Raw genomic sequence first — 15,535 nt, 5'->3', positions numbered from 1 at the left:
GCTCAGCGCGGCGCCTCGGTCTGCTCCACAAGGTCGGCGACGAGGTCTTCCACCTGCTTGCCCTCGATCTCCGCCGCCGGAGACAGCAGCAGGCGGTGGCGCAGGCAAGCGGTGGCGAGAGCCTTCACATCGTCAGGGATCACATAGGCGCGCCCTTCCAGCGCGGCGCGGGCGCGCCCTGCATTGGCCAGCAACACTGCGGCGCGTGGGGAAGCGCCGCTGGCGATATCGGCATTCTCGCGCGTGCTGCGCACCAGTGCGACGCAGTAGTTCACCACCTGGTCCGACAAGGTGACGCCCTTCACCGCGGCCTGCGCGGCGGAAATCCTGCCCGCATTGGCGACTCGTTCGATACCGAAATCGAGCGGACCCTGCGGCCCGGCGCGCTCGCCGAAGCGCTTGACGATGCGCACCTCCTCCTCCGCGCTGGGATAGGGCACCAGCAGCTTGAAGGCGAAACGGTCGAGCTGCGCCTCGGGCAGCGGGTAGACGCCCTGGTTCTCGATGGGGTTCTGCGTTGCCACCACCATGAAATTGTCGGACAGCGCGTGCGTTTCCCCGTCCAGCGTCACGCGGCGTTCCTGCATAGCTTCCAGCAGGGCGGCCTGCGTCTTTGGCGGGGTGCGGTTGATCTCGTCCGCCAGCAGCAGCTCGCGGAAGATCGGCCCGCGCGTCAGGGTGAACTGGCTGGTCTGGAAGTTGAACAGGTTGGAGCCCAGGATGTCGCCCGGCAGCAGGTCCGGCGTAAACTGGATGCGGCCGAATTCCATGCCCGTTGCATGAGCAAAGCACTGTGCAAGGAAGGTCTTGGCCGTTCCCGGCGGGCCTTCCAGCAAAACGTGCCCCTGCGCGATCAGGGCGATCAGCAGGTGGTCCACCACCTCGTTCATGCCGACGATGGCCTTGCCCACCTCGGCGCGAATGGCATTGGCCATTTCCGCGGTCTGTTCCAGCGTCATGGTCGCAGGGGTGTCACTCATTGCGTCAGCGTCCTTTCAAGTGTCCGTAGGCGCCGTGCCGCGCGCAGGATGTCGCGCGGTTTTTCGGCATCGCGCAGGTCGGCGGCAAGGCGAGAGAATTGCGGGCCATCGTGGCCGCGCCGGTGCAGTGCTTCATCGATGGCCTGTTCGCGGGCGCCTGTCTCGGCATTGCGCAAGCCCAGCGCCTTCGCCACGCGCCGCCCGACTATGTCTTCGTAGGGCCGTTTCAGGAGGTGCCAGCGCTTCACCCGCTGCAACAGCGCCGCACCGTTACGCGCCAGCTGCCGCTTGCCCTGCGACATTGCGGGCGCTTCCGCCACGGCCGGGCCGAAGCGGCGGAACGCGCGCCAGCCGATCACCAGCGCGGCGAGCAGCAGGCACAGCGTTGCGGCGAGGAACGGCGGCCGGAAAGCCAGCGTAAGCAGATTCTCGGCAGCGCCGAGGCCGTTGAGGGACAGGTCGAAGCGGATCGGCATGTCCTCGCCCAGCGTGGCCCGTTCCACCAGTTGCAGCGCCACTTCGGCGCGCGCCCGGTCTGCCATGCCGTAATTGTTCATCAGGTCCGGCTCGAACACCACGATGACCGGCCAGGGATCGTAGTTTTCGCGTTGCACCAGTTCGGCGGCGAGCACGTCGCCCTCGCTATCCGTCAACAGCGCGCGGAACGCGTTTTCCTCGTCAGAGGTGAGAGCCTGGACCTGCGTCTCGTCAGGCAGGTTCCCCGAACCGCCCAGTCCCTCCCAGCTTCCGGTTTGCCCGACCGTGAGGCCAGCGCCTTCGGCAATCTCCAGCTGATCGAACCACAGCGGCGACGTCGCGCCCAGCAGCATGACCCAACCATCCCCGCTCTCGACGTCCTGCGCATCCGGCACGGGCATGGCGATCCACTTCGGCAGGATGACGAGAGTCGGCCCCATCCCGCCGTCCATGCGCTGATCGAGGAGTTCGCCCAACTCCTCGGCGCTGGCCATCATTGGCGGGGTGAGGACCTGAAGGCCGTATTCGCGCATGTCCGCCGGATTGCGAGAGAGCGACACGTTGCTGCCCGTCCGCTCCAGCAGGGTGACAAGGCCGGAAAATCCATTCAGTCCGTTGGCCGCGGCATGGTTGCCGCCATCGCTCTCCTCGCTCCCGGTCCAGCCCTGACCCAGCGAATAGAGGAACAGCAGGAAGGCCAAGGCCCCCACCGCCAGCAGGGCCAGCACCGTGCCGGGACGGAAGGGGCTGGTCCGCCGGCTCATGCGACAATCGCCTTCCGCGCCAGCGCGAAATCGGCATAGGCGGCGCGGGCGGCCTGCCAGTCGGCCTCCTCCAGCTTGCGCAGGGCGAACAGGCTGCGCTCCACCGGAGCGGCGATCAGGGCGAAGGCCGTGCGCGCCGCATCGGGCAGTCGCGCTTCGGCGGCCAGTTCGCGCGCGGTGCTGCTCGGCTCCACCAGGTCGGGCCGCGCTTCGGCGATCTGGCTGACGGAGCGCTTTAGCAAAAGGTGCGTCGCTTCATCGAACTCGCCCGCCGCCGCCAGACGGTCCGCCTCCTCCAGCAGGGCCAGAGCCTCGCCCTCGCGCGGCGTCCATTCGGGCTCTTGCGAGGCTTCTCGCCTGCGCCGCCTGACGCCGGGCCCGAAGGTATCGTAGAGGAAATAGAGCACGGCCAGCACAGCGGCGCCGATCAGCACCCACATCAGGACCGGCCAGATATCGACCAGCGCATTGCCGACCGGGCTGAGCATTTCGCCCAGCCAGCGGATGAATTCGGTCAGCCAGTCGGGCGGGGGCTCCTGCTCCGGCATCTCGACAGGGGCGAACTGGACATCGCCATCGGCCTGCAGCTCTCGCCACGCCGATGCGAAATCGTCCGTCCCTGCGGGCGGGGCCGTGGTGCCTTGACCTGTCGTCACAACAGCTTGGATACACGGGCGGGCAGGTGACGCAACGCCTCCATTGCAAGGCTGCCCACAAAACCGCAAAAGGATGCGCATGACGCAGATTGCCAAGAACGAATACGCGCTCCAGTCCCCGCGAGAGGAGCGGGTGCGCAGGGTGCTGGTGGTGGGGGGCGGCTCCTCCGGCTGGATGGCGGCGGCAGTGCTGGCTACGGCGCTGGCGCGCGATGTCGAGGTGCAGCTGGTGGAGAGCGAGGCGATCGGCATCGTCGGCGTGGGCGAGGCCACGATCCCGCCGATGCAAAAGTTCAACCGCTTCCTGCAGCTGGACGAGGCGCAATTTGTCGCCGCAACCAACGGCACCTTCAAGCTGGGTATCGAGTTCCATAACTGGGGGCGCGTAGGCGACAGCTACCTGCACCAGTTCGGTGCCGTGGGAAGGGAGATCGACGCGCTGGTGAAGCTGCACCACTGGTGGCTGCTGGGCCGCCAGGCGGATGACGGCGCGGACTATCCAGAGTGGCAGGAATGCCATGTCGCCTACCACGCGGCAGTGCAGAACCGCTTCGCCCCGTCCGGCCCCCGGAAGGGCGATCTGCACAACCGCTACACCCACGCCTATCATTTCGATGCGCACCTTTATGCAGCGCACCTGCGGCAGGTGGCGGAAAGCCGCGGCGTCAAGCGGATCGAGGGCATGATTACCGGGGCGGAGCGCGATGGCGAGAGCGGCTTCGTCACCGGCGTCAAGCTGGAGGATGGCAGGGTACTGGAGGCGGACCTGTTCATCGATTGCTCCGGCTTCCGCTCGCTGCTGCTGGGCAGCGCGCTGGAAGAACCCTGGACCGACTGGTCGAAATGGATTCCCTCAGACCGTGCGCTGGCCGTGCCCTCCGTGCGGGCGGAAGGCGCGCTCACGCCCTACACGAAAGGCATCGCCCATCCGGTCGGCTGGCAGTGGCGCATCCCCCTGCAGCACCGCACGGGCAACGGCCACGTCTTCGCCAGCGCTTTCTCCAGCGAGAGCGAAGCGGAGGAAAGGCTTCTGGCAACGCTCGACACCAAGGCACTGGGCGATCCGCGCCTCGTCAAGTTCAGTACCGGGCGGCGCGAACGATCCTGGGTGGGGAACGTGGTCGCCGTCGGCCTGTCATCAGGCTTCCTCGAGCCGCTCGAATCCACTTCGATCCATTTCGTCCAGAGCTCGCTGGAGAGGCTGGTGGAGCTGTTCCCGACCCGCGCGATGGACCCGGAATTGCGCGACCAGTTCAACGCCCGCACCCGCCTAGAATGGGAGCAGGTGCGCGATTTCATCATCGCCCACTACAAGTTGACCGAGCGCGAGGATTCAGAATTCTGGCGCTACACCCGCAACATGGACGTGCCCGACACGCTGGCCCAAACGCTGGACGTGTGGCGCGCGCGCGGGCACCTCGCCGTAGATGGCGGGCACCTGTTCCAGATCGGCAGCTGGGCATCCATGCTGATCGGCCAGCGCTTCCTGCCCCGCGGCGTACATGCGCTGGCGAACAGGGCGGATCCGGCGGAAATCGCGCGGATGGTGCGCCGGATTGCAGCAGACTGCGCCGCCGCCGCCAGCCGGTTGCCGCTGCACGAGGAGTTCATCGCGCGCAATTGCGCGGCAAAGGCCGCTGCCTGACGGGCGATCAGCCCCTTTGGCGGGCGAGGGGATAGGTGCCGAACATGCGCACGCCCTTGCAGTGGAACGCCAGTTCCTCCAGCGCGCGGTCCACGGCCGGATCGCCCCCGTATGCTGTGGGAGCGCCGATGATATCGGCGTAGAACATGGTGGCAGCGAAGCTGGCGCCCTTCTGGTAGCTTTCCAGCTTCGTCATGTTGACCCCGTTGGTGGCGAAGCCGCCCATCGCCTTGTAAAGCGCAGCGGGGATGTTCTTCACCTCGAACACGAAGGTGGTCATGGTTTCCTGCCCCGCCAGCGTTGCCGGGTCGAGCGCCTCGCGCGCCAGCACCACGAAGCGCGTGGTGTTGTCGGCAGCGTCCTCCACGTTCTCCTCCACGATCTTGAGGCCGTAGAGATCGGCCGCAAGGTTGGGCGCGATGGCGGCAAATTCCGGATCGCCAAGTTCGGCCACATGCGCGGCGGCCCCGGCAGTGTCGGCATGGCTTAGCGGAACGATGCCCCGCTCTTTCAGGTACTGGCGCGACTGGCTGAGCGCGTGGGGATGGCTGTACGCGCCCTTGAACGGTCCCTTGTCATTCAACGCCATCAGCGAATGCTCGATCGACAGGAAGTGCTCGCCCACGATGCACAGCTCGCTCTCGGGCAGCAGGAAGTGGATGTCCGCCACGCGCCCTGCCTGCGAATTCTCGATCGGGATCATCGCACAGGACGCGCGCCCTTCCTCCACCGCCTCTATCGCGGCGGCGAAGCTGAAGCAGGGGAGCGGGAGGGCATCCGGGTCCCATTCGTTGATGGCGCGGTGCGAGTTGGCTCCGGGCGCCCCCTGGAAGGCGATGGCGCGCGCCGGGTCCTGCGCGGCGGCGGCGTGCATTGACTCGACCATGGCGAGAGCGGGTGCGGGATACGAATCCATAGGGCGAAAGTCGGTAGCGAGGCCGTGCGCCGCCGACAAGCGCGCATACGCCCTTGCGAAGCGCGGCCATGGGCACTAGAGCGCGACCGCATAGATTCTAACCGGCAGAAATAATCGACATGAGCAACACCAACACCATCTTCGGCTGGGTCCTTGCCAGCGGTATCGTGGCCTTGGGCCTCAACTCGGTCAGCGACAAGCTGTTCGCCAGCGAAGTCGAGGAATTCGGCTACGTGATCGAAGCTCCCGAGGAAGGTGCTGCCGCCGATAGCGGCCCCGATTTCGCCACCCTGCTGGCCAATGGCTCTGCCGCTGCCGGTGAAGCCGTGTTCGCGAAGTGCACCGCCTGCCACACGATCGAGCAGGGCGGCGCGAACGGCATCGGCCCGAACCTCTACGGCGTGCTGGGCACCGGCATCGGTGAACACGCGCCGGGATTCGCCTACTCCTCCGCCCTCGCCGACAAGGGCGGCACCTGGGACTACGCCGCGATGGATGCCTGGCTCGCCAGCCCCCGCGCTTTCGCCAACGGCACGAAGATGAGCTTTGCCGGTCTTTCCAGCGCGGAAGACCGCGCCAACGTCGTTCTCTACATGCGTGAATACGGCGGTGGCCCGGCGCTGCCCGAACCCGTCGCTGCGGTCGATGTCGAAGGCGAGCTGGATGGCGCAGGCGAAGGCCCCGGCCAGACCGAAGGCGCGCCTGCCGATTCCAACGAGGCGGCTGGTGCAATGGGTGCAGAGCAGCCCGTGCCCGAAGATGCGGCAGCCACCAACACTGGCAGTCCCAACTAGAACTGAGGTTTATGGATTGGCCGCCGCGGAGTCGGCGGCTAGTCTCGCCCCTTGAAATCCTGCGCCACGACGTACCACTCGCTTGAGCCCTTGCGGCTGGCGGGTGGCTTGGCGTGCTTCACGCTCCTGAAGTGCTTCTTCAGCAGGTCGAGCAATTCGCGGTCCGTCCCCCCGGCAAAGCCCTTCGCAATGAAGGCACCGCCCTTTTCCAGCACTTCCACCGCGAACCATGCAGCGGCTTCCACCAGCGCCATGGTGCGCAGGTGGTCGGTCTGCTTGTGGCCCACGGTGTTGGCCGCCATGTCCGACATGACGAGGTCGGGCGCGCCATCCAGCGCCTCGGTAAGGGCGGCGGGCGCAGCATCGTCCATGAAGTCCATCTGGAAGATGGTCACGCCTTCGATCGGATCGGTTTCCAGCAGATCGATGCCGACAATCGCGGCCCTGGGCGCGCGGCGGCGCACGACCTGCGCCCAGCCGCCCGGCGCAATGCCGAGGTCGACCACGCGTTTCGCGCCTTTCACCAGGCCGAACCTGTCGTCCAGCTCGATCAGCTTGAAAGCCGCGCGGCTGCGATAATCCTCGTCCTTCGCGCGCTTGACGTAAGGGTCGTTCAACTGCCGCTCCAGCCACCTCTGCGAGCTGGCCTTACGCTTCTTTCCGCTTTTCAGGCGGCGCTGCGAATCCTGTCCTGCCCGCGCCATCAGTTCGTCGCTCCCGCCTTTCCCTGGCCCTGTTTCAGGCGGCGAAGGGCGGCCTGTGTTTCCATGCCCTCTGCATCGGCGGCCATAAGGCTGCGAAGGATGCCTTCGCGAATGCCGCGATCGGCAACGCCCAGCCGGTCTGCGGGCCATATCTCCAGGATCGCTTCCAGGATTGCGCACCCGGCAACCACAAGGTCGGCCCTGTCGGAACCGATGCAATCGAGCTGGCTGCGTTCCTCGGGCGACATGCCCGAAAGCCGCTGCGAGATATCGCGCATGGAATCGGACGGCACGATCAGTCCGTCCACCGCCTTGCGATCGTATTGCGGCAGGCCAAGGTGCACGCTCGCCAGCGTCGTTACCGTGCCGCTGGTGCCCAGCAGGCGCTGGTCCGGCGCCTTGTGCGCCTCGATACGTTCGGCGAACTCGGCGAAGCTATCCAGAACGAGCTGTTTCATCTTCGCATACCGGGCAAGGCGGCCTTCGTCGTCGGCGGGTTCTTCTCCCACCGTTTCCGACAGCGAGACCACGCCCCACGGCACGCTCTGCCAGTCGAGAATGCGCGGCACGGGTGCGCCGGGTTCTATCAGCACCAGTTCGGTGGAGCCGCCGCCGATATCGAAAATGATCGCAGGGCCGATGCCGTCCTCCAGCAGGATGTGACACCCCAGCACGGCCAGCCGCGCTTCTTCCTGCGCGCTGATGATATCGAGCACGATACCGGTTTCCTCGCGCACGCGCTCTATGAATGCCTCTCCGTTCGATGCGCGGCGGCAGGCCTCTGTGGCGACGGAGCGGGCGAGGTGGACGTTGCGCTTGCGCAGCTTGTCGGAACATACCTTGAGCGCGCCCAGAGCGCGGTCCATCGCGTGGTCTGACAGCTTGCCGGTCTGCGCCAGCCCTTCGCCCAGCCGCACCACGCGGCTGAACGCATCGATCACCACGAAGTTCTCGTCATTGGGGCGCGCGATCAGCAGGCGGCAGTTGTTGGTGCCAAGGTCAATCGCGGCGTAGGCCTGCTTGTAGCTCTTGTGTGGGGGGCGGCGCCAGTTGCGGGTGTCCCGCTGCGTCCTGCCGTTCTGATCGCCGGAACTGCTGTGCTGGCCGTTTCGATTGTTCTGGCGCCCTGCTTGCCCCTGCGGCGCCGTTTTCCTGGCCTTTTCGCGTCGGTCCGGCGGATTGATATCCGCCATAACTTGCTTGCTTTCATCTATTCTATCACCCACCCAAACGGGCGGAACCTGGTTACAGGCTATACCAACCGGGGAAGGGGCACAAGTCGGGAGGGTTTCAGTGCGCTCCCGGCGTGTGGCGGTAGTGGGTAAGCGCGAAGGGCGCTTCCAGTGCGGGCAGCAGGGCGATGTCGCGCTCCGCCGCCGGGTCGTCCACGCCGATGGTGATGGCGTGCTGCGGCACGTCGGCGCGGAAAGTGCCGTGCAGCCTGTCCCAGAAACTGAAGCCGGAGGTCCAGTTGGAATCCATCTCGTCCAGCCTCTGGCTGTGGTGGATGCCGTGCATCCGGGGTGTCGTGACGACGGTGCTGAGTGCCTCGTCCACGCCTTTGGGCAGGCGCAGGTTGGAATGGTGGAACAGCACCGAGCCCAAGAAGAACCCGCGCCAGATATTGTGCGTGACGGGGTCCGCGCCCGACAGGCGGACCTGCAGCATCCGCATCGGGGTGGACAGCAGCATGTCGGCAGCGTGGAAGCGCACCGCTGTGCTCATGTCGAGATCGGGATCGACGTGGTGCACGCGGTGGAAGCGCCACAGCAACGGCACCTTGTGGGTGGCGACGTGCCACAGGTAATAGGTGTAATCCATCAGCAGAACGGCGGCGAAGCGCCCCGGCCACCCGCCGATCAGGTGCTGGAGGCCGCGTCGCTGCCGCCTGTTCTCCTGCGCGATGGCCTCCGTGATCGGCGCTTCGCTGGCCATGATCACGGCCTGGCAAGCAGCGCCCATCGCGGCGTTGCGGGCAAGGCGCGGCAATTCCTTGCGCGTGCGCTGGCGCAGCGGACGGGCGCGCTCTGCCAGCATCAGGGTGCCGACCGCGGCACCTGCCACGGCGATGCCTGCAATTTTCGCAAGACGGGAAGCCATGCGTCACATTGGGCCATCGCTTCGGGCGCGTCCAGCGGTTACAGCGACGGGCATGAATGTAACACCGACGATTGCCCTGTTCGCCAGATATCCGACTGCCGGAGAGGCGAAGACGCGGCTGGCCCCGCTGCTCGGCGATGCGGGCGCGGCGCGGGTCCACCGGCGGCTGGTGGAGCGCACGCTGGCGACGATGCGCGAAAGCGGCCTGCCGTTCGCTGTCCATCACACCGGGGCGAGTGCCGCGCACTTCGCCGAATGGCTGGGCGAAGATGTGCTGCTAGTCGAGCAGGGCGAGGGCGACCTCGGGACGCGGCTGGCGCGAGTTGCACCCCCGGCAATCCTGCTGGGCGCGGACATTCCGGCACTCACGGCAGATCACCTCCGCGCTGCCGCGCGGGCGCTGGAAGAGGTGCCGGTGGTGATCGGACCGGCCACCGACGGTGGCTATTACTTGCTCGGCTTCACGCAGGCCGTCCCGCAACTTTGGCAGGACATGCCGTGGGGCACCGACTCGGTGCTGGCAGAAACGAAGCGCAGGCTGGACGACCTTGGCCTCGCCTACAGCTTGCTCGACGAACTCGACGACTGTGACCGTCCGGAAGACCTTGCCCGTTGGCCGGAACTGACCGCGTGAGCGACACCTGCCTGCTGATCCCGACGCTCGACGAGGAAAAGGCGCTGCCCGCGCTGATTGCCAACGTCGCCCGGCTCGACCAGCAACCTGCCGAAGTGCTGCTGGTGGATGGCGGCAGCGAAGACGCCACCGTTTCGCTGGCGCGCGAGGCTGGATGGCGCGTGATCGAGAGCGAGCGGGGCCGCGGCGTGCAGATCAACACCGGCGTGGCGGCGGCCAGCGCGGCGAACGTGTGCGTGCTGCACGCCGACACTGTGCCGCCGATCGACATGGTGACCGTGATCGAGCAGGTGCTGGCGGACCCGAAGACCTCGCTCGCCGGGTTCACCCCGATCATACGGGGCCGGAAGACCCGCTGGGGCACCACGGCGCACAACTGGGCCAAGACCTGGTACGCGCCGCTCCTTTTCCGCCCCTCGCTGTTCTTCAAGGGAGGGCGGCTGCTGTTCGGCGACCACGCCATGTTCTTCCGCCGCGCCGATTTCATCGCCAGCGGCGGCTGTGACCCGGCGGCCAAGGTGATGGAGGAAGCGGACCTGTGCATCCGCATGACCGAACTTGGCCGGGTGCGGCTGGTGCCGCGCACTATCGAGACATCCGACAGGCGTATTGCCGAGTGGGGCGGCTTGAAGGCCAACTGGATCTACCTGAAGGTCGGTTTCCTCTGGGCCATGGGCGCTAGGCAGCGGCTTGAGCGCCACTACCCCCACGTTCGCTAGGGAGGTATCCCCTCGCAATCCCGTAGGCAATCAGCCGGTCGAGCCAGGCGCTGTCCGTCACCGGGCATTCCAATCCCGTCACGGCGCGGAACTGGCTGTCGTCGAACCGGGGATCGCGGGTGAAATAGGCGCCGAAAGTCGCCATCATCCGCTCCAGCAGCATCCTCTCCGCCGGGCGCAATGCCTGCGGATCGAATGCGGCAGGGTCGACCACTTGCGGGTCGGGGAAATGGTCCACGCGGGATACGCCGTGCGCGAGTTCGGTGGCGGGCGTCGGGCTGTTCGTTACAAGATGGAAATAGCCCTCCTGCGCCGCATCGAACCGCTCTGCCAGCAGCGCGATACCCTCCGCCACGTGGCACAGGGGCACGAGGTTCAGCGTTGAGGACTCGCGCGCAGGAAAGGTGCCGACCTTGCCCCGCGCCATCAGGCGAAAGACATTGCAGAGCGAGGGGAAATCGCGGATCGCACCGCTTTCGAAGTCGCCCAGCACGATGGAGGGACGCGCCACGGCGAAGGGCACGCCGCTGGCTGCCACCACAGCCTCGGCCAGCGCCTTGCTTTCCTCGTAATTGTTGGTGAACTGCGTTCCTTCCGGAACTGGCCCCTCAACAATTGCGCCATCGCGGGTGCCGCTGACGTAGGCGGTGCTGACGTGGAGGAAACCCGCACCAGCGGACCTGGCGAAGTCCAGCGCGTTGCGCGTCCCCTCGATATTTACCGTCGCCAGCACTTCGCGTGGGGCATCGAATTCAAGGCTGGCTGCACAGTGGATGACGAGATCGATATCGTGCGCTTGCGGGTCGAGGCCCATCATAGGCTCTGTCACATCGCCGATGACTATTTCGATGCCGTCGACAGTTTCGCCGTCGTTGCCGCGCACTTCCCGCGTCTTGCGCACCATGGCCGTCACCCGCGCACCGCGCGCCGAAAGACGTGCGCAGACTTCGCCGCCGATCAGGCCGGCGGCTCCGGTGACGAGGACTTTCAGCAACAGGGCGCTTCCGACTTGGCCGGGTTCGCGTCGGACTGGCCGAAAGGCACGGCCGAACCGCAGCCCGGAAAGACGCCGAAGTGCTTCGAGAAGTTGCCGATGAAGTCGAAATGCGGCGCGAAGCGGGTATCGCACAGCATCATCCAGGTGTTGCCGCACACCGGGAAGGCACGGCCCGCCTCGATCGCGTGATGAGCGTCGAGTTCGAAGACCTTCTCGTGCTCGGGCACGGTGCCCTGGTAGATCACCGCCTGCCCGTAATCCTCGCACTGCGGCTCCAGCCCATCCAGCTTGAACAGGCGGTAGGTGGCGGAAACGAAATTGATGCCCGCCAGCTTTTCCGCCGCTTCGGCATCGTTGATGGCCAGCGGGCGATCGGTAACGAGGCGCGGATCGGCAAAGCCTGCGGCCCTGGCGATTCGGTCGAAATCGCCCCAGTAGAGCGCGCCCGATAGGCATTCGCCGTGAAGGACGGGATCGTCCAGCAGGTGCGCAGGCACGCGGCGGTCGGCATAGACGTCGGAGAAATAGATTTCGCCGCCCGGCTTCAGGAGCCGGTGCGCGGCGCGGAAGACGGCCTCCTTGTCGGCGACGAGGTTGATGACACAGTTGGAGACGATCACGTCGAAGCTTGCCGGCTCCAGCCCCAGCTGATCGAGCTTCTCGATATCGCCTTCCACGAATTCGACGTTGGCATAGCCGAAGCGCTCCGCATGCCAGTCCTTATGGGCATTGGCGACGGCCAGTTGTTCGGGCGTTGCATCCACCCCGATGACGGAGCCTTTCGGGCCGACCAGCTGCGCCAGCAAATAGGCGTCCTGCCCGCTGCCCGAGCCGAGATCGAGCACCCGGCATCCTTCCAGCGCCTGCGGCACCACCAGTCCGCAGCCGTAATAGCGCGCCTTTACTTCCTCGTGCACGTTGCGCAGCGCTTCCCGCACGCTGGGCGAGGGCATCTCGAAAGTGCAGCACGCATCGGTGCGCAGGTCGGACGAACCTTCCAAAACCTTGCCGTAGTAGTTCTGCGAATTTTCAAGGTTCATGAAACTGAATCTCCTTGGGGACCGAAAGGATGCATGGACGAGTTCACTTTCGTCGGCCATCCTGAATTCGATAGGTGAAGGGAATTTTCTTGGATTACACGCATGACGTGATCGTGATCGGCGGCGGGGCGGCAGGGCTTACCGCGGCGGGCGGCTGCGCGCTATTCGGCCTAAAGACTGCCCTCATCGAAGGGCACAAGATGGGCGGGGAGTGCCTGAACAACGGCTGCGTCCCCTCCAAGGCGCTGATCGCCGCCGCCCGGCGCGCCGCTGAAGCGCGCGAGGAGAAGCGTGCAGGCGTGCAGCTTGCCCCGCCGATCGTGGAGTGGGGCAGCGTTCACAGGCACATCCACGATGCGATTGCCCATATCGAGCCGCACGACTCGCCCGAACGGTTCGAGGAGATGGGCTGCGAAGTCATTCTGGGCTGGGCGAAGCTGACCGGGCCGAAGAGCGTCGAGGTCGACGGCCGCACGCTCACCGCGCCGCGCATCGTGATTGCCACGGGCTCCGGCCCGCTGGTGCCGGACGTGGAAGGGCTAGGGGAGGTGCCCTACCTCACCAACGAGAACCTGTTCGACCTGACCGAGCAGCCGGAGCACCTCGTCATCATCGGTGGCGGCGTGATCGGCATGGAAATGGCGCAGGCGTTCTGTCGGCTCGGCAGCGAAGTGACCGTGATCGAGCCGGGCGAACTGATGAAGCGCGACGACCGCGACAGCGTGGCCGTGGTAAAAGCCGTGATGGAAGCCGAGGGCGTGCGCTTCGTCGACGGCAAGGCTGAGAAGGTCTCCGGCGGAGAGAGGGCAATCACCGTCACCACCGATAGCGGCGAGGGTATCACGGGTTCGCACCTGCTGGTCGCCGTGGGGCGCAAGGCGCGCACCACGGGGTGCGGGCTGGAGGAACTGGGCATCGAACTGGGCCGCAACGGCATCAAGGTGGACGAACGCCGGCGCACGAACCTCAAGCACATCTATGCCATCGGCGATTGCCGCGAGGGGCCGCGCCTGACGCACGTATCGGGCTACGAAGGATCGAACGTGGTGCTGGAAATCGCGCTTGGCCTGCCCGCCAAGGTGGACTGGCGCGCGCTGCCCTGGTGCACCTACACCGAACCTGAAATCGCCCAGATCGGCATGACCGAGAGCGAAGCGCGCGAGGCATTTGGCGACAAGCTGACCGTCGTCACCGAAGGTTTCGACCACAACGAGCGCGCCATTGCGGAAGGACTGGACAAGGGCCACCTCAAGGTGATGCTGAAGGGCAAGAAAGTGGTGGGCGCCTCCATCTGCGGTGTGAACGCGGGCGAATTGCTGCTGCCGTTCACCCAGATGATTACCGGCAAGAGCGGCACTTTCGACGTGGGCGGCGCGGTGATTTCCTATCCGACCCGCGCGGAAATCGTGAAGGCGGCCGCGTTCAAGGCGTGGGAGCCGACTGTGTTCGGCAAGTGGCCGAAGAAATGGGTCGCTCTGCTGGCGAAGATGCGGCGAGCGTTCTGATGGCATCGCGTGCGAAGACGAGAAATACGCCAGCGGGCGCCTCGCCCTTCACCGTGGATGGCGAACGCCTGCCGCCCGCCAAGTTCACCGATCCGCAGGTGACGGCGAAGGGGGAGCCGCGCGCCAGTGTGGGCCTGACGCGGCTCGACACGCTGTGGTTCGCCACCGGCACGCTGTGCAACCTCGCCTGTGCCAACTGCTACATCGAGAGCAGCCCCACGAACGATGCGCTCGTCTACATGGCAGCCAGCGACGTGGCGCGCTTCCTCGACGAGATTGCGGACAGGGGCGTGCGCGAAATCGGCTTCACCGGCGGGGAGCCGTTCATGAACCCCGAGATCATCGCCATGATCGAGCAGGCCCTGTCGCGCGGCCACGAAGTGTTGGTGCTGTCCAACGCGATGAAACCGATGCGGCGGCACGAGGCGGAACTGCTGCGCCTACGCGAAACCTATGGCGACAAGCTGACCATCCGCGTTTCCATCGACCATCACACCAAGGCCGTGCACGAGGCAGAGCGGGGGCCAAGCAGCTGGGCACCCATGCTGGAGGGGATGCGCTGGCTTTCGGCCAATGGCTTCTCGCTCGCTGCTGCCGGGAGAAGCCTTGCGGGAGAAACGCAGGAGCAGGCGCGAAACGCCTATCGCCTGCTGTTCGAGGCCGAGGGCATCGCCATCGACACTTTCGATCCCGCACGGCTGGTGCTGTTTCCGGAAATGGACGACGAGGCTGACATTGCCGAGATCACCACCGCTTGCTGGGATATCCTCGGCAAGTCGCCGGACGACGTGATGTGCGCCACGCAGCGCATGGTCGTCCACCGCAAGGGCGAACCGGCCCCGCGCGTGGTCGCCTGCACGCTGCTGCCCTACGATCCCGGCTTCGATCTTGGGAATACCGTAGCCGAGGCGGACCGCGAAGTGCCATTGAACCATCCGCATTGCGCGCGGTTCTGCGTGCTGGGCGGGGCAAGCTGCTCTGCCTGAGCGCCAACGGACTCAGGCGCCATTCACCGCGCTCGTGCGTATAGAGGAGCATGATGCTGAAAAACCTCGCGCCCTTCGCCGCAATCGCGCTGCTTACCGCTCCCGCCGCCGCGCAGAGCAACATTGACGGCACCTACGTTGATTCGGGCGGCTATACCGAGATCACCGTCGCCCCCTGCGGCAATGCCCGCTGCGGAGAGATCACGCGGATCATCAGGAACAAGCCCGGCGAGACCAACCGCGACCGGCACAACGACAACCCCGCCCTGCGCGACCGCCCGATCCTCGGCATCACCATCCTCCAGAACCTGCGCTGGGATGATGGCGCATGGCGCGGGGAGGTCTACAATCCCGAGGATGGCAACACCTACCGCACCGAAGTGCGCCGCCGCGCCAACGGCTCGCTGGAGGTGAAGGGCTGCGTCACCCTGTTCTGCCGCACCCGCGTCTGGCCTGCCGTAAACTAGACAGGCGAGCTCAGACTTCAGCCGAGACTGGGGTTGACCGAATCCGGAGGCGGCGTTAATGGCGCCCACCTCTGGTGCCCCGTCCTCTAACGGTAAGAGAGCGGACTCTGACTCCGTCAATCAAGGTTCGAATCCTTGCGGGGCATCCAGC

General features: G+C 66.0%; 16 protein-coding genes and 1 tRNA gene. 8 read left to right on the top strand and 9 right to left on the bottom strand.

Translation table 11 applies throughout. The annotated features are described in order from the left end of the window. Window positions 1–2 precede the first annotated feature (2 nt). From D4Q51_RS07515 to D4Q51_RS07505, 3 genes are read right to left on the bottom strand one after another with little or no spacing between them, the layout of a single operon-like run. Window positions 3–980 (bottom strand): AAA family ATPase, encoded by a 978-nt coding sequence (locus D4Q51_RS07515; RefSeq protein WP_120077140.1) that lies wholly within the window; start codon window positions 978–980, stop codon window positions 3–5. After that, on the bottom strand, window positions 977–2,221 hold the full coding sequence (locus tag D4Q51_RS07510; protein WP_120077139.1) for a DUF4350 domain-containing protein: 1,245 nt from the start codon (window positions 2,219–2,221) through the stop codon (window positions 977–979). The genes D4Q51_RS07515 and D4Q51_RS07510 overlap by 4 nt, the downstream gene beginning before the upstream one ends. Next, entirely contained in the window at window positions 2,218–2,877 is a 660-nt protein-coding gene (locus D4Q51_RS07505; RefSeq protein WP_120077138.1) for a hypothetical protein, read from the bottom strand. The genes D4Q51_RS07510 and D4Q51_RS07505 overlap by 4 nt, the downstream gene beginning before the upstream one ends. A gap of 79 nt (window positions 2,878–2,956) precedes the next feature. Between D4Q51_RS07505 and D4Q51_RS07500 the strand changes: the two genes are divergently transcribed. Further along, complete coding sequence (locus D4Q51_RS07500) at window positions 2,957–4,522, top strand: tryptophan halogenase family protein (RefSeq protein ID WP_120077462.1); 1,566 nt, start codon at window positions 2,957–2,959, stop codon at window positions 4,520–4,522. Window positions 4,523–4,529: 7 nt separating this feature from the next. Here the strand turns inward: D4Q51_RS07500 and D4Q51_RS07495 are convergent, their stop codons facing one another. After that, a complete protein-coding gene (locus D4Q51_RS07495; RefSeq protein WP_120077137.1) occupies window positions 4,530–5,438 on the bottom strand; it encodes a prephenate dehydratase in 909 nt (302 codons plus the stop codon). A 119-nt stretch (window positions 5,439–5,557) separates the two neighbouring features. Here D4Q51_RS07495 and D4Q51_RS07490 point away from each other — a divergent pair, with 119 nt between their 5' ends. Next, window positions 5,558–6,232, top strand: coding sequence for a c-type cytochrome (locus tag D4Q51_RS07490; RefSeq protein WP_120077136.1), 675 nt, complete (start codon window positions 5,558–5,560; stop codon window positions 6,230–6,232). Window positions 6,233–6,270: 38 nt separating this feature from the next. On the opposite strand, the gene D4Q51_RS07485 is transcribed toward D4Q51_RS07490, so the two are convergent. The 3 genes from D4Q51_RS07485 to D4Q51_RS07475 all read right to left on the bottom strand — a co-directional run bounded on the left by D4Q51_RS07485 (window position 6,271) and on the right by D4Q51_RS07475 (window position 9,036). Next, window positions 6,271–6,936: an RlmE family RNA methyltransferase gene (locus D4Q51_RS07485; protein ID WP_120077135.1), complete on the bottom strand. Its 666-nt coding sequence runs from the start codon at window positions 6,934–6,936 to the stop codon at window positions 6,271–6,273. Beyond that, window positions 6,936–8,129, bottom strand: a complete 1,194-nt coding sequence (locus tag D4Q51_RS07480) for a Ppx/GppA phosphatase family protein (RefSeq protein WP_120077134.1) — start codon at window positions 8,127–8,129, stop codon at window positions 6,936–6,938. Before D4Q51_RS07480 ends, D4Q51_RS07485 begins: the two co-directional genes overlap by 1 nt. A 97-nt stretch (window positions 8,130–8,226) precedes the next feature. Beyond that, the gene (locus D4Q51_RS07475) at window positions 8,227–9,036 is read right to left on the bottom strand and encodes a sterol desaturase family protein (RefSeq protein WP_120077133.1); all 810 of its coding nucleotides are present in this window, start codon (window positions 9,034–9,036) and stop codon (window positions 8,227–8,229) included. Window positions 9,037–9,088: 52 nt separating this feature from the next. Here D4Q51_RS07475 and D4Q51_RS07470 point away from each other — a divergent pair, with 52 nt between their 5' ends. Both D4Q51_RS07470 and D4Q51_RS07465 read left to right on the top strand, forming a co-directional pair. Continuing rightward, window positions 9,089–9,670 (top strand): TIGR04282 family arsenosugar biosynthesis glycosyltransferase, encoded by a 582-nt coding sequence (locus tag D4Q51_RS07470; RefSeq protein WP_120077132.1) that lies wholly within the window; start codon window positions 9,089–9,091, stop codon window positions 9,668–9,670. After that, window positions 9,667–10,389 (top strand): glycosyltransferase, encoded by a 723-nt coding sequence (locus tag D4Q51_RS07465; RefSeq protein ID WP_240624613.1) that lies wholly within the window; start codon window positions 9,667–9,669, stop codon window positions 10,387–10,389. Before D4Q51_RS07470 ends, D4Q51_RS07465 begins: the two co-directional genes overlap by 4 nt. Here D4Q51_RS07465 and D4Q51_RS07460 read toward each other — a convergent pair. Together D4Q51_RS07460 and D4Q51_RS07455 are read right to left on the bottom strand one after the other, a co-directional pair. After that, window positions 10,349–11,383, bottom strand: a complete 1,035-nt coding sequence (locus D4Q51_RS07460; protein ID WP_240624612.1) for an SDR family oxidoreductase — start codon at window positions 11,381–11,383, stop codon at window positions 10,349–10,351. The two genes, D4Q51_RS07465 and D4Q51_RS07460, sit on opposite strands and share 41 nt — an antisense overlap. After that, on the bottom strand, window positions 11,377–12,426 hold the full coding sequence (locus tag D4Q51_RS07455) for a methyltransferase domain-containing protein (protein WP_120077131.1): 1,050 nt from the start codon (window positions 12,424–12,426) through the stop codon (window positions 11,377–11,379). Before D4Q51_RS07455 ends, D4Q51_RS07460 begins: the two co-directional genes overlap by 7 nt. Window positions 12,427–12,515: 89 nt before the next feature. On the opposite strand from D4Q51_RS07455, the gene D4Q51_RS07450 reads away from it, so the two are divergent. The 4 genes from D4Q51_RS07450 (at window position 12,516) to D4Q51_RS07435 (ending at window position 15,533) form a co-directional block, all read left to right on the top strand. Further along, on the top strand, window positions 12,516–13,931 hold the full coding sequence (locus tag D4Q51_RS07450) for a dihydrolipoyl dehydrogenase family protein (RefSeq protein WP_120077130.1): 1,416 nt from the start codon (window positions 12,516–12,518) through the stop codon (window positions 13,929–13,931). Beyond that, window positions 13,931–14,917, top strand: a complete 987-nt coding sequence (locus D4Q51_RS07445; RefSeq protein ID WP_120077459.1) for a radical SAM protein — start codon at window positions 13,931–13,933, stop codon at window positions 14,915–14,917. Before D4Q51_RS07450 ends, D4Q51_RS07445 begins: the two co-directional genes overlap by 1 nt. A 53-nt stretch (window positions 14,918–14,970) precedes the next feature. Next, window positions 14,971–15,384, top strand: a complete 414-nt coding sequence (locus tag D4Q51_RS07440; protein WP_205689463.1) for a DUF2147 domain-containing protein — start codon at window positions 14,971–14,973, stop codon at window positions 15,382–15,384. A 75-nt stretch (window positions 15,385–15,459) separates the two neighbouring features. Beyond that, window positions 15,460–15,533: transfer RNA gene (locus tag D4Q51_RS07435), tRNA-Gln, on the top strand. The last annotated feature ends 2 nt before the right edge of the window (window positions 15,534–15,535 follow it).

Source organism: Aurantiacibacter odishensis (genome assembly GCF_003605195.1).
Classification (GTDB): domain Bacteria; phylum Pseudomonadota; class Alphaproteobacteria; order Sphingomonadales; family Sphingomonadaceae; genus Alteraurantiacibacter; species Alteraurantiacibacter odishensis.
This window is presented reverse-complemented; position numbering and strand designations above follow the sequence as displayed.

What these genes read in the sequence shown, in the direction of transcription:
- D4Q51_RS07515 (WP_120077140.1), bottom strand. Translation starts at nt 980, where the DNA reads ATGAGTGACACCCCTGCGACCATGACGCTGGAACAGACCGCGGAAATG.
- D4Q51_RS07510 (WP_120077139.1), bottom strand. Translation starts at nt 2,221, where the DNA reads ATGAGCCGGCGGACCAGCCCCTTCCGTCCCGGCACGGTGCTGGCCCTG.
- D4Q51_RS07500 (WP_120077462.1), top strand. Translation starts at nt 2,957, where the DNA reads ATGACGCAGATTGCCAAGAACGAATACGCGCTCCAGTCCCCGCGAGAG.
- D4Q51_RS07495 (WP_120077137.1), bottom strand. Translation starts at nt 5,438, where the DNA reads ATGGATTCGTATCCCGCACCCGCTCTCGCCATGGTCGAGTCAATGCAC.
- D4Q51_RS07490 (WP_120077136.1), top strand. Translation starts at nt 5,558, where the DNA reads ATGAGCAACACCAACACCATCTTCGGCTGGGTCCTTGCCAGCGGTATC.
- D4Q51_RS07485 (WP_120077135.1), bottom strand. Translation starts at nt 6,936, where the DNA reads ATGGCGCGGGCAGGACAGGATTCGCAGCGCCGCCTGAAAAGCGGAAAG.
- D4Q51_RS07480 (WP_120077134.1), bottom strand. Translation starts at nt 8,129, where the DNA reads ATGGCGGATATCAATCCGCCGGACCGACGCGAAAAGGCCAGGAAAACG.
- D4Q51_RS07475 (WP_120077133.1), bottom strand. Translation starts at nt 9,036, where the DNA reads ATGGCTTCCCGTCTTGCGAAAATTGCAGGCATCGCCGTGGCAGGTGCC.
- D4Q51_RS07470 (WP_120077132.1), top strand. Translation starts at nt 9,089, where the DNA reads ATGAATGTAACACCGACGATTGCCCTGTTCGCCAGATATCCGACTGCC.
- D4Q51_RS07455 (WP_120077131.1), bottom strand. Translation starts at nt 12,426, where the DNA reads ATGAACCTTGAAAATTCGCAGAACTACTACGGCAAGGTTTTGGAAGGT.
- D4Q51_RS07445 (WP_120077459.1), top strand. Translation starts at nt 13,931, where the DNA reads ATGGCATCGCGTGCGAAGACGAGAAATACGCCAGCGGGCGCCTCGCCC.
- D4Q51_RS07440 (WP_205689463.1), top strand. Translation starts at nt 14,971, where the DNA reads ATGCTGAAAAACCTCGCGCCCTTCGCCGCAATCGCGCTGCTTACCGCT.